This window comes from Mycobacterium sp., from assembly GCF_008709575.1.
Taxonomy (GTDB): Bacteria; Actinomycetota; Actinomycetes; order Mycobacteriales; family Mycobacteriaceae; genus Mycobacterium.
Genome location: NZ_VYIK01000002.1, coordinates 77,266 through 90,063 on the forward strand (window position 1 = coordinate 77,266; position 12,798 = coordinate 90,063).

Annotated in this window: 11 protein-coding genes; 9 read left to right on the plus strand and 2 right to left on the minus strand. The window is 67.1% G+C overall.

The annotated features are described in order from the left end of the window. Positions 1-6 precede the first annotated feature (6 nt). From F6Q13_RS01045 to F6Q13_RS01070, 6 genes are read left to right on the plus strand one after another with little or no spacing between them, the layout of a single operon-like run. Positions 7-1,218 (plus strand): MCE family protein, encoded by a 1,212-nt coding sequence (locus F6Q13_RS01045; RefSeq protein WP_293050952.1) that lies wholly within the window; start codon positions 7-9, stop codon positions 1,216-1,218. 10 nt (positions 1,219-1,228) lie between these two features. Next, entirely contained in the window at positions 1,229-2,260 is a 1,032-nt protein-coding gene (locus F6Q13_RS01050) for an MlaD family protein (RefSeq protein ID WP_293050954.1), read from the plus strand. Continuing rightward, positions 2,257-3,804: a virulence factor Mce family protein gene (locus F6Q13_RS01055; RefSeq protein ID WP_293050957.1), complete on the plus strand. Its 1,548-nt coding sequence runs from the start codon at positions 2,257-2,259 to the stop codon at positions 3,802-3,804. The genes F6Q13_RS01050 and F6Q13_RS01055 overlap by 4 nt, the downstream gene beginning before the upstream one ends. Continuing rightward, positions 3,801-5,348 (plus strand): virulence factor Mce family protein, encoded by a 1,548-nt coding sequence (locus F6Q13_RS01060; protein ID WP_293050959.1) that lies wholly within the window; start codon positions 3,801-3,803, stop codon positions 5,346-5,348. The genes F6Q13_RS01055 and F6Q13_RS01060 overlap by 4 nt, the downstream gene beginning before the upstream one ends. Then, positions 5,345-6,490, plus strand: a complete 1,146-nt coding sequence (locus tag F6Q13_RS01065; protein ID WP_293050961.1) for a virulence factor Mce family protein — start codon at positions 5,345-5,347, stop codon at positions 6,488-6,490. The genes F6Q13_RS01060 and F6Q13_RS01065 overlap by 4 nt, the downstream gene beginning before the upstream one ends. A gap of 3 nt (positions 6,491-6,493) precedes the next feature. After that, positions 6,494-8,041 (plus strand): MlaD family protein, encoded by a 1,548-nt coding sequence (locus F6Q13_RS01070; RefSeq protein WP_293050963.1) that lies wholly within the window; start codon positions 6,494-6,496, stop codon positions 8,039-8,041. A 4-nt stretch (positions 8,042-8,045) separates the two neighbouring features. Here F6Q13_RS01070 and F6Q13_RS01075 read toward each other — a convergent pair whose 3' ends face one another. Continuing rightward, entirely contained in the window at positions 8,046-8,771 is a 726-nt protein-coding gene (locus tag F6Q13_RS01075; RefSeq protein ID WP_293050965.1) for a GntR family transcriptional regulator, read from the minus strand. 43 nt (positions 8,772-8,814) lie between these two features. Here F6Q13_RS01075 and F6Q13_RS01080 point away from each other — a divergent pair, with 43 nt between their 5' ends. The 3 genes from F6Q13_RS01080 to F6Q13_RS01090 are packed head-to-tail and all read left to right on the plus strand — an operon-like array spanning position 8,815 to position 11,977. Beyond that, positions 8,815-9,780, plus strand: coding sequence for a hypothetical protein (locus F6Q13_RS01080; protein ID WP_293050967.1), 966 nt, complete (start codon positions 8,815-8,817; stop codon positions 9,778-9,780). Next, a complete protein-coding gene (locus tag F6Q13_RS01085) occupies positions 9,777-10,109 on the plus strand; it encodes a hypothetical protein (protein WP_293050970.1) in 333 nt (110 codons plus the stop codon). The genes F6Q13_RS01080 and F6Q13_RS01085 overlap by 4 nt, the downstream gene beginning before the upstream one ends. Continuing rightward, complete coding sequence (locus tag F6Q13_RS01090) at positions 10,106-11,977, plus strand: GMC family oxidoreductase (RefSeq protein ID WP_293050972.1); 1,872 nt, start codon at positions 10,106-10,108, stop codon at positions 11,975-11,977. The genes F6Q13_RS01085 and F6Q13_RS01090 overlap by 4 nt, the downstream gene beginning before the upstream one ends. Before the next feature lie 31 nt (positions 11,978-12,008). Here the strand turns inward: F6Q13_RS01090 and F6Q13_RS01095 are convergent, their stop codons facing one another. Next, positions 12,009-12,692: a response regulator transcription factor gene (locus F6Q13_RS01095; protein ID WP_293050974.1), complete on the minus strand. Its 684-nt coding sequence runs from the start codon at positions 12,690-12,692 to the stop codon at positions 12,009-12,011. Positions 12,693-12,798 lie beyond the last annotated feature (106 nt).

Sequence of the window (12,798 nt, forward strand, 5' to 3'; positions counted from 1 at the left end):
TTCGACATGACGATGGCAAGGCGGAGAAGCTCACCCTTTCTGCTGTACCTGGAAGGACTGGCCCTACTGTTGGCATGCGCAGTGGTCCTGATGCTGGTCTACATGCAGTTCCGCGGTGACTTCACCCCGAAAACCCCGCTGACGATGATCGCTTCGCGGGCGGGGTTGGTGATGGAGACCGGCGCGAAGGTCACCTACAACGGGGTCGCCATCGGCCGGGTTGCCAGAATCTCTGAGATCGAGCACGACGGGAAGCCCGCTGCCAAACTGCTGCTGGACGTGGATCCGAAGTACATCAAGCTGATTCCGGCAAATGTCAGTGCCGATGTCGAGGCAGCTACTGTGTTCGGCAATAAGTACGTTGCCCTTACTTCACCAAAAAATCCTTCACCGCAGTCGATTTCATCACGCGATGTTATCGATGTGCGATCAGTGACCACCGAGTTCAACACGTTGTTCGAGACGATCACCTCGCTGGCTGAAAAAGTCGATCCGATCGACCTCAACGCGACACTGTCGGCGTTGGCGCAGGCGTTGGACGGGCTGGGCAGCCGGTTCGGCGAGTCGCTGTCACAAGGCAATACCATCGTGGCGCGGCTCAACCAGCGGATGCCCGAGATCCATCACGATGTGCGGCGGGTGGCGGATCTGGCCGATGTCTATGTCAACGCGTCACCGGACTTGTGGCAGTTTCTGCAGAACGCGTTGACTACCGTGGGCACCCTCAACCGGCAACAGGACGACCTCGATGCCGCGTTGCTCGCAGCAGTGGGTGCCGGCAACCTCGGTGAGGACATCTTGCGGCGCGGCGGACCCTACCTGTCGCGCGGTGCCGCCGACCTGCTGCCCACCGCCCAGCTGCTCGACACCTACAGCCCGGAAGTGTTCTGCATGATCCGCAACTTTCACGATCTCGCTCCGAAAGTCGCGAACGCAGTTGGTGGAAATGGCTATTCGCTGGCAGGTGCGGGAACGCTCACAGCCGCGCCCAACCCGTATGTCTACCCGGACAATCTTCCCAGGGTGAACGCTCGCGGCGGGCCCGGCGGCGCACCCGGCTGCTGGCAGACGATCACCCACGACCTGTGGCCGGCGCCGTATCTGGTCATGGACACCGGGGCCAGCATCGCGCCGTACAACCACTTCGAGCTCGGCCAGCCGATGTTCACCGAGTACGTCTGGGGTCGTCAATACGGGGAGTACACGATCAACCCATGACGAGGCGTCCATGAAAATCACCGGTACCGCAGTCAAGCTCGGCGTCTATTGGTTGGTGCTGCTGATGTTTACCGTGATGATCATCGTGGTCTTCGGACACGTGCGGTTCAACCGGACCATTGGTTATTCCGCGCTGTTCACCAACGCCAGTGGATTACGTGCGGGGCAGTTTGTCCGTGCGTCGGGGGTGGAGATCGGCAAGGTCTCCAAGGTGACGCTGATCGACCGCGACACCCGGGTATGGGTCGAGTTCAGTGTGGACCGCTCGCTGCGCCTGGATCGCGACACCACGGCCTCGATCCGCTATCTCAACCTCGTCGGGGAACGCTATCTGGAGCTCGAGCGGGGTGCCAGTGACCAGCAGCTCGCTCCGGGGGCAACCATCCCGCTCGAGCACACCCGGCCGGCTCTGGATCTCGATGCCCTGATCGGCGGATTCCGGCCGCTCTTCAAGACACTCGACCCCGACAAGGTCAACAGCATCGCTTCCGCGATCATCACGGTATTCCAGGGTCAGGGCGGCACCATCAATGACATCCTCGACCAGACTGCCTCTCTGACAACAACTTTGTCCGATCACGACCGGGCGATCGGCGAGGTGATCACCAATCTCAACACCGTGCTGGCCACTACCGTCAAACACCAGAAGCAGTTCGACCAAACCGTCGACAATTTCGAGAAGCTGATCACCGGGTTGAAAAACCGGGCAGATCCGCTGGCCGCGGCCACGGCCTATATCAGCAGTGCGGCAGGAACTCTGGCCGATTTGCTCGGCGAGGACAGGCCATTGCTGCACAGCACCGTCGGCTACCTGGAAGGCGTCCAGCAGCCACTCATCCACGATCTGTCCACTCTCGACGACGAGTTGGCGAAGTTGCCCGACGCCTACCGCCGTATCGGCCGCGCCGCCGGCACCTACGGCGATTTCTTCAACTTCTACCTTTGCGATCTGTCGCTGAAGGTCAACGGTTTGCAGCCGGGTGGACCGGTCCGAACGGTCAAGCTTCTCACTCAGCCGACGGGACGGTGCATGCCGCAATGAGAGTGCTGACGGAATTCAACCGCGGCCGGGTCGGGGTGATGGGCATCGTGGTCACGATGCTCGTCGTCGGCGTGGGGCAAAGTTTCACCAGTTTGCCGATGCTGTCAGCCAGTCCGACCTACTACGCGCAATTCGCCGACACGGGTGGGTTGAGCGAGGGCGACAAGGTCCAAATCGCCGGGGTGGACGTCGGCCTGGTGCGCTCGCTGGCGATCCAGGGCGACAAGGTCCTGGTGGGATTTTCAGCGCCCGGTCGGACAATCGGGACAAAGAGCCGCGCCGCGATCCGCACCGACACCATTCTCGGTCGCAAAAACATCGCGATCGACGCTCGCGGCTCGGAACCGCTGCGGGCCAACGGAGTACTCCCGTTCGGGCAGACCAGCACCCCGTACCAGATTTACGACGCGTTCGTCGACGTCACCAACGCGGCAACCGGATGGGATATCGACACGGTCAAGCGCTCGCTGAAGGTGTTGTCGGAGACGCTCGATCAGACCTCGCCGCACCTGGGTGCCGCGCTCGAGGGGGTCAGGGGATTCGCCGATTCCATCGGCCGCCGCGACCAGCAAATCAAGCAGCTGTTGTCGAATGCCACCAAAGTCGCCCATGTGTTCGGCGACCGCAGCACGCAGATCAACACGCTGCTGGTCAACACCGAAACACTGCTGAGGGCCGTCAAGCAACGCAGCCAGGCGATGACCGTTCTGCTGAGCAATGTTTCAGCGGTGTCGGCCCAGGTGTCGGCTCTGATCAAGGACAATCCGAACCTCAACCGGGTGCTGGGCCAGCTGCGCACGGTCAGCGACGAATTGGTCCACCGCAAAAACGAGCTGGCCGATGCGTTGGTCATGCTCAGCAGATACACCGCTTCGCTGAGCGAGGCCGTCAGTTCCGGCCCGTATTTCAAGGCGATGGTGGTCAACCTGCTGCCCGCTCAGATTCTGCAGCCGTGGGTTGACGCCGCGTTCAAGAAGCGCGGCATCGACGTCGAGGAATTCTGGCGCAGCGCCGGGCTGCCGGCGTTCCGGTTCCCCGACCCCAACGGCACCCGATTCGCCAACGGCGCACCGCCGGCGGCGCCACCGGTGTTGGAGGGCACCCCCGACCATCCGGGTCCGGCCGTTGCACCCGGATCACCCTGCTCGTATACCCCGACGCCGGAAACCTTGCCGCGGCCGGGCAATCCGCTGCCGTGCGCAAGTCTCGAGCAAGGCCCCTTCGGCCCGATCCCGGGCGGTTTTCCGGCGCCGGTGGACGTCGTGACGTCACCGCCGAACCCCGACGGGCTACCCCCGACACCGGGCATTCCGATCGCCGGCCGACCCGGCGAGATACCACCCGACGTTCCGGGCACACCGGTGCCGATCGCGCCCGGACCGCCCGGGGCGCGCAGTGAGCCGCTCGGACCGGCCGGACCGACGCCGCCGCCGGCGACACCTGCACCGCCGCTGCCACCGGCGCCCCCGGCGCCACCGGGACCCGGGCCGCAGCTGCCCGCCCCGTTCATCACACCCGGCGGCACCGGAGGGAGCAATCAGTGAGCACCATCTTCGACATCCGCAGTCTCCGGCTGCCGAAGCTGTCGCGTAAAACGGTGATCCTCGGCTCACTGGCGGTGATTGTCGCCGTCGTCACGATCGGCGCCGGCGTGCAACTCTACCGGAAACTGACGAACACCACGGTCATCGCATACTTCCCCGAAACCCTTGCCCTCTACCCCGGTGACCGGGTCCAGATCATGGGTGTGCGGGTCGGTGCCGTCGACAAAATCGAGCCGGCCGGTGACGAGATGCGAATCACGCTGCACTACAACAACAAGTACAAGGTGCCGGCGAATGCGACCGCGTCGATCCTCAACCCCAGCCTGGTGGCATCCCGCACCATCCAGCTGTCACCGCCCTACACCGGCGGGCCGGTGATGCACAACGGCGCGGTGATCCCGATCGAACGCACCCAGGTGCCGGTCGAGTGGGATCAACTGCGCGAATCGCTCAACGCGATCCTGCGGCAACTGGGTCCCACCGTACAGCAACCGAGGGGACCGTTCGGCGACCTCATCGAATCAGCGGCGGACAACTTGGCGGCCAAGGGCAAGGAAGTCAACCAAACGCTGAGCAGTCTGTCTGACGCGCTGACCGCGCTGAACGAAGGCCGGAGCGACTTCTTCGCGGTAGTCCGAAGCCTGGCGCTGTTTGTCACCGCGCTGTACCAGAACGATCAGCAGTTCGCGGCGCTCAACCGCAATCTCGCCCAAGTCACGGGTTGGTTCGCCACATCCGATCGTCAACTGGCCGATACGATCACGCGGGTCGACGAGGTTCTGGGCACCGCCCGACAATTCGTCGCCGACAACGGATCAGTGCTGACCCACGACGTCGGCAACCTTTCCGAGGCGACCACGGCGCTGCTGCAACCCGAACCGCGGGACGGCCTGGAGACCGCGTTGCACCTACTGCCCACCTATGCCGGCAATTTCAACAACCTCTACCACCCGGTGCACGGGGCCCTGGTGGGCATGGGGGTCTTTCCGAACTTCGCCAACCCGCTGCAGGCGATCTGCAGCGCCATCCAGGCCGCCAGCCGGCTGGGCTACCAGGAGTCGGCGGAGCTGTGCGCGCAATATCTGGCGCCGATCCTGGACGCGGTCAAGTTCAACTACCTGCCGTTCGGCATGAACTTGTTCAGCACTGCGTCCGCGCTGCCCAAAGAGGTGGCGTACTCCGAGGAGCGGCTGCGCCCGCCCTCCGGATACAAGGACACCACTGTCCCGGGGATCTTCTCGCCGGACACGCCTTTTTCCCATCGCAATTCCGAACCGGGCTGGGTCGTCGCTCCCGGGATGCAGGGAACCCAGGTGCAGCCGCTCACCGCGAAGATGCTCACGCCTGAGTCGCTGGCCGAGCTGATGGGCGGGCCCGACATCGCACCGCCGCCGCCGGGGACCACTATGCCGGGCTCACCGGATGCTTACGACGAGTCCAGTCCGTTGCCGCCGCCGTGGTATCCGCAGCCCGCGCCGCCCCAGGCGCCGGCCCCGGGAGTGGTTCCCGGACCGGCGCCCGCGCAGAACGGGTCGAGCCGATGAGGCGCGCCCTGGTCGGCATCGCCCGCCGCGGACTGTTGCTGCTCTTGACGGCTGCGGTGCTCAGTTCGTGCGCCTGGCGCGGGATCGCCAATGTGCCGCTGCCGTTCGGCCAGGGCACCGGTCCCCACCACCTGACGATCTATGTGCAGATGCCCGATACCTTGGCGTTGAACACCAACAGCCGGGTGCGGGTCGCCGATGTGTGGGTCGGGGTTGTGCGCGACATCAGGCTGCGGAATTGGGTGGCGACGCTGACGTTGGATTTGGACCCGACCGTGCGGCTGCCGGCCAACGCGACCGCCAGGATCGGCCAAACCAGCCTGCTGGGCACTCAGCACGTCGAGTTGGCCGTGCCACCGCACCCATCGCCGCAGCTGCTGCGCAGTGGCGACACCATCCCGCTCAAACACGCCTCGGCCTACCCCACCGTGGAGCGGACATTAGCCAGCATCGCGGTCATCCTCAACGGCGGCGGCATTCCGAACCTCGACGTGATCGAGACCGAGGTGGTCAAGGCTCTGGACGGCCGCGTTGACCAGATCCGCGAATTCCTCACCAGGCTGGGAACCTTCACCGCCGAACTGAACCGCCAGCGTGACGATCTCACCCGAGCCATCGACTCGACCAACCAACTGCTGACGATCGTCGCCGACCGCGACGCCACGCTGAATCGCGTGCTCACCGAAACTCCGCCGCTGGTCCAGCATTTCGCTGATACCCGTGAGCTGTTTGCCGACGCCGTCGAATCGCTGGGGCGGTTCAGCGACGTCGCCGACCGGACGCTGTCGGACACCCGGCCCAACCTGCACCAGGACTTGAAGTCGCTGCAGCGGGGGCTCAAGCAGCTCGGCCGGGCCGCGCCGTACGTGGTCGGTGCGCTGAAGTTGGGCCTGACCGCGCCGTTCAACATCGACAATGTGTCCAAGGTGGTCCGCGGAGATTACGTCAACGTGTCCGGGGCGGGTGATCTGACGCTGAGCACGCTGGACAACGCGCTGTTGAGCGGGACGGGATTCTCCGGGATGTTGCGGGCCCTGGAACAGTCGTGGGGACGAAATCCCGAAGACATGATCCCCGACGTCCGGTTCACCCCGAACCCCAATAACGTGCCCGGCGGCCCGCTGGTGGAAAGGGGTGAGTAGCCGATGCTGACGCGCCTGGTCAAAACCCAGCTGGTGATATTGGCAGGGCTGGCGGTTGCCGCAGTGGCGGTGTTGGGCTGGTACTACTTGCGGGTGCCCAGTCTGCTCGGCGTCGACCGCTACCGGCTCTACGCCGATCTGCCCGGGTCGGGCGGCTTGTACCGAACCGCCAACGTGACTTACCGCGGCATCACGATCGGGAAAGTCACCGCCGTCGAACCCACCAAGCGGGGTGCACGGGCGACGATGAGCATCGACAACCGCTACCGGATCCCGGCCGACGCATCAGCCAACGTGCACTCGGTGTCGGCGGTCGGCGAACAGTACCTGGATCTGGTGTCGACCAGTAACCGCGGCCCGTATCTGCACAACGGCCAGACAATCACCAAAAGCACGATTCCCGGCCTGATCGGGCCCGCGTTGGATGCCGCCAACCGGGGACTGGCCGTGCTGCCCAAGGGAAAGATCGCGGCGCTGCTGGGCGAGACGTCGCAGGCGGTGGGCGGGCTGGGACCGTCGCTGCAGCGCCTGGTCGACGCCACCGGCGCGATCGCGCATGATTTCACGGGCAGCCTCGGCGATGTCGACGACATCATCGCGCATTCGGCGCCCATCATCGACAGCCAGGTGAATTCCGGTGATGCGATCGCGACCTGGGCCGCCAACCTCAACATCCTGGCCGCCCAGACGGCGCAGCGGGATCAGTCGGTGCGGGCCATCCTGGCCAACGCTCCGCCGACCGCGGATCAGGTCACTGCGACGTTTGCCGACGTGCGCGACTCGTTACCGCAGACGCTGGCCAACCTCGAGGTCGTCCTCGAGATGCTCAAGCGCTACCACAATGGTGTCGAACAGGCGCTGGTGTTCTTGCCGCAGTCCGGTGCGATCGCCCAGGCGTCGCTGTCGGCCTATCCCGACCATGCATCGGTGGACGTCGCGTTCGACATCAACCAACCACCGCCGTGCTTGACCGGCTTTCTCCCGGCGTCGCAGTGGCGTGCTCCGGCAGACACCAGCGTGGCGCCGCTGCCCAGCGGCACCTACTGCAAGATTCCCCAGGACACTCCGGCGAATGTGGTGCGCGGGGCCCGCAACGCCCTGTGCGTGGACGTGCCGGGCAAGCGGGCGGCGACCCCGCGGGAGTGCCACAGCAAGGCGCCTTATGTCCCGTTGGGCACCAACCCGTGGTACGGCGACCCCAATCAGATCCGCAACTGTCCCGCCCCGGGCGCCCGGTGTGACCAACCGGTGAATCCCGGCGAAGTGATCCCGGCGCCGTCGCTCAACAACAATCTCAACCCGTTGCCCGCCGACCAGCTGCCGGGGACGCCGCCTCCGGTCAGCGATCCGCTGCAGCGACCCGGGTCGGGCACCGTGCGCTGCAACGGACAGCAGCCCAATCCGTGCATCTACATTCCGGCGGCGACCGCCAGCGCGATCTATGACGTGCAGAACGGAGTCGTCACCGGACCCGACGGATCGAGGTATTCGGTGAATAATTCCGCCGAGGTCGGCGACGACGGCTGGAAACAGATGCTGGCGCCGGGCTGATCGCTCAGTCGCGGCGGGCGGCCTGCTGATAGGACTCGACCATGCGCAGCGCGCTGGCCCGCAGGTAGCCCTCGACCTTCGCGGCGGCGGTCGTCGCCTCGCGCGCAGCTACCGCCTCGGTGATCGCACGCAGCTCGGCCACCACGGTGTCGGCGTCGTCGTAGGCGCCGGTGAGCTCGTGTTCACGGCCACCGAAGGCATGCTCGACCCAGCGGTAGAGCAACCCCAGCGCCCGGTTTCCGGTGGCGTGGATGAGCACCCGGAAAAAGGCCAGGTCCGCTTCTTGGCGCGCCGCCGCTGTCGGGGTCGTTCGCACGGCGTCCCACGCGGCGCGCAACGCGGCGACATCGTCGTCGGTGGCACGTTCGGCGGCCAGCCGGCCGACGATCGTGCCGAACGCCGCACGGACTTCGAGCAACTCGACCAAAAAGCTCGACCCAAGTTTGCGCACCAATGCCTCGACCACCGCGGGGTGGGTGAGACCGCCGGGGTCGCGGACCACGTTGCCGCTGCCGTGACGGGCTTCGATGAGACCCATCTGCGCCACCCTGGCCAACCCTTGGCGCAGCGACGTGCGATTGACACCGAGTTGCTCGGCCAGTTCCCGCTCCGGCGGCAGCGTTGTGCCGGGCGGAAAGGCACCGTCGAGGATCGCCTCGGCGATCGACGCGGCGATCTGCTCGTCGAGACGGTGGCGCTGCGGCAGGGCAAGCGGGCTTGACTGGTTCATTGGTTCAACCAATATAGTGGCCCAGAGATTGGGAGGTGGGCCCGTGGACGACGCGTTGCGTTCGGCTGCCACCCCGCGCTGGCGCGGCGAGCCCGGCCGACTGGAAGTCTGGTATGCCACCCTCTCGGACCCGGTCACACGGGCCGGGCTGTGGATACATTGCGAAACGGTGGCCCCCACGCGCGGGCCGCAGTCGGAGCACCCGGCTTACGGGCACGGTTGGGTGACCTGGTTTCCCGCCGACGGCCCGCCGTGCACGCAGCGCTTCGGTCCGCGACCGGTCGAACCGGCCGCCGGCGCCGACTGGTTCCGCGTCGACGACACGCACGTCCGCTTCGAAGAACTGGCCGGACATGCCGGATCGGCGGCGTGGGACCTGCGCTGGACGGACACCGCTCCCCCGTTGTGGACCTTCGGGCGCCCGGCGTGGGAGCGCGGGCTGCTGCCCGGCGCGCAGGTGGTGCTCGCGCCGACCGCGCAATTCAGCGGCTCGTTCGGCATCGGCGGCGCCCAGCATCGGATCGAGGGGTGGCGCGGCGGGGTCGCCCACATCTACGGTCGCGGCAACGCCAGGCGCTGGGGCTGGCTGCATGCCGACCTCGGTGACAGCGACGTGGTCGAGGTGGTGACCGCGGTGTCGCACACACCCGGGATGCGCGCACTGCCGCCGATCGCGTTCGTCCGGTTCCGTATCGACGGAAAAGATTGGCCGGCAGGGGGTTTACCGTCACTGCGGATGCGGACCAGACTCGGGCTGCAGCACTGGCAGCTGGAGGGGCGCGTCGGCGGTCGCGCTGCGCTGATCCGGGTCGACATGCCCGCGCAGCGCTGCGTCAGCATGGGCTACACCGATCCGGACGGTGCCACCGCGGTCTGCACCAACACCGAACAGGCCGACATCCACGTCGAGGTCGGCGACCGCCGGTGGTCGGTGCTGGGCACCGGCCACGCCGAAGTCGGCCTGCGTGGCGGCGAGGCGCCTGGCGTCAACGAGAGGATTGTGTCATGAGTTTCCTGCTGGACCCACCGATGCTGGTCGTCTCCGGGGTGCTGATCGAACGCGGCTTGCCTCCCGAGCAGCGCGACGTCGCCGAGGCCGCCACCCTGGGGGTGTTTTTCGGCACCTCGTTCGGGCTGTACCACAACGTGCCGGGGCTGGGACTGCTGTGGCGCCCGTTTCGGTCCCAAAACGGACGCGACTTCATGTGGAACAGCGGCGTTTTCGGTGTGCGGACCGATCAGCTGCGCTGGCCCATGCACGCGCTGGCCGGCGCCGTCTTTGCGACGTACCCGTTCTTCCTCAAGCTCGGCCGCCGACTCGGGCGCCTGGGACGATGACCCTGCTGGCGCAGCAGGCGACCGCGTCGTTCGGTTCGGCGCTACTGCCGGCCGAGCGCGGCGGCCCGTCGTCGGCCGAACTCGTCGGGCGAGTCGAGCGCTACGTCGCTCGGCTGCCGGCGACAACCCGGATGGCACTCCGTGCTGGGCTGCTATCGACCACCGCCGCAAGCTATCTCACCACGGGCCGATCGCTGACGCGGCTCAGCCCGGACGCCCGCGAGCAGGTGCTGCGCCGGATCGCTGCGCTCGGCCCGGACGCCGCCGCAGCGATCGAGGGACTCAAGGCGATCGTGCTGCTGGCCAATGGCGCCGATACCTACGCCGCCGAGCTGCTCGACCGGGCCGCCGAACACGACGTCGCCCGCCCGGACGCCGCCCTGGATGTCACCTCGGCGCTGGATAGCCCCTCGGTCATCCACGCCGACGCGGTGGTCGTCGGCTCGGGCGCCGGCGGTGCGATGGCGGCCCGCACCCTGGCCCGCGCCGGTTGGTCCACCGTCATCCTCGAGGAGGGTCGGCGCTGGACCGTCGAGGAGTTCCGCAGCACGCACCCGATCGACCGCTACGCCGGGCTGTACCGCGGCGCCGGGGCCACCATGGCGCTGGGACGCCCGGCGGTGGTGCTGCCGATCGGCCGGGCCGTCGGCGGCAGCACGGTCGTCAACTCCGGCACCTGCTACCGGCCGCCGCTATCGGTGCAACAGCGTTGGCACCGGGAGTTCGGCCTGACGCTGGCCGAACCCGACCGGCTGGCCGGGTATCTCGACGACGTCGAACAGACCTTGCAGGTGGCGCCGGTGCCGCTGGAGATCATGGGCCGAAACGGGCGGCTGCTGCTCGACGGCGCCGCGGCGCTGGGCTGGCAGGCGGCGCCGATCCCGCGCAACGCGCCGGGCTGCGACGCCTGCTGTCAGTGTGCGATCGGATGTCCGCGCAACGCCAAGTTCGGGGTGCACCTCAACGCGCTGCCGCAGGCGTGCGCGCACGGCGCGCGGATCGTGTCGCACGCCCGCGCCGAGCGCCTGCTGCATGCAAACGGGCGGGCACACGGAGTACGGGCACGCCGACCGGACGGCACCGCGATCGACGTGCTGGCCGACACCGTGGTGGTGGCGGCCGGTGCCCCGGAGACACCGGGACTGCTGCGGCGCAGCGGTCTGGGCAGTCACCCGAGGCTGGGCCGTAACCTGGCGCTGCACCCGGCTGCCGCGCTGGCCGGGCGCTTCGATCATGATGTGACGGCCTGGCGTGGCGTGCTGCAAAGCGCGGCGGTCGACCAACTGCACGCCTCGCACGGCGTGCTGATCGAAGCGACGTCGACCCCGCCTGGGATGGGCTCGATGGTGTTTCCGGGCTACGGCTCCGAGCTGCTCGGCTGGCTCGACCGGGCCGCCCGTGTCGCGACGTTCGGCGCGATGGTAGCCGACCGTGGTGTCGGCCGGGTTTTTTCGGTCGCTGGTCAGACCGTGCTGCGTTACAACATCGCCCGCGGCGACGCCGCCAAGCTGATCATCGCGCTGGAGGCCATGGGCAAGCTGCTGTTCGCGGCCGGCGCCGTCGAGGTGCTCACCGGTCTGCCCGCCGCCCCGACCGTGAGATCACTGCCCGAGCTGCACGATGTACTGTCTCGGACCAGCCCGAAAAGCCTGCACCTGGCGGCTTTTCACCCGACCGGCACGGCGGCCGCCGGCTTCGACGCGCAGCGCTGCCCGGTGGATCCGCACGGCCGGCTGCGCGGGGTCGACGGGGTCTGGGTCGCCGACGCGTCACTGCTGCCCAGCTGTCCCGAGGTCAACCCCCAGGTATCGATCATGGCGCTGGCACTCGCTGTCGCCGACGAAATCGTGGCAGACCGGCAGGGATAGCAGCGCGTTACCGCCGGGCAGGCGCGAGCAGTCAGCTTTCCAGCTTGTAGCCCAGACCGCGCACCGTCACCAAGTGCAGCGGGTTGGCCGGATCGGCCTCGATCTTGGAACGAAGCCGCTTGACGTGCACGTCAAGGGTCTTGGTGTCACCGACGTAGTCCGCACCCCACACCCGGTCGATCAGTTGCGCGCGGGTCAGCACTCGGCCGGTGTTGCGCATCAAATACTCCAGCAAGTCGAATTCCTTGAGCGGCAACGTGATCGGCCGGCCGTTCACCGAGACGACATGGCGTTCGACGTCCATGCGGACCGGTCCGGATTCCAGGATCCCGTCGGTGACTTCGAACTCGTCGTCCCCGCCCCGGCGCAGCACCGCCCGAATTCGGGCGATCAGCTCACGCGAGGAGTAGGGCTTGGTGACGTAGTCGTCGGCGCCCAGCTCCAAGCCGACGACCTTATCGATTTCGCTGTCACGGGCGGTGACCATGATCACGGGCACGCTCGAGCGGGCACGCAGGCGCTTGCACACGTCGGTGCCCGACATACCCGGCAGCATGAGGTCGAGCAGCACGATGTCAGCCCCGGCCCGGTCGAACTCCGCCAGCGCCGAGGGGCCGTCGGTTACCACGGTGGCTTCGAAACCCTCCTTGCGCAGCAGGAACGCCAGCGGATCGGCCAGGGACTCCTCATCCTCCACGATCAGCACGGTGGTCATCGGCGCTGTTCCTCCTCATCGCTTCGCTCTGCATCGTCACCAGCGCGGGTCATCGGCGCTGTTCCTCCTCATCGCTTCGCTCTGCATCGTCACCAGCGCGGGTCGC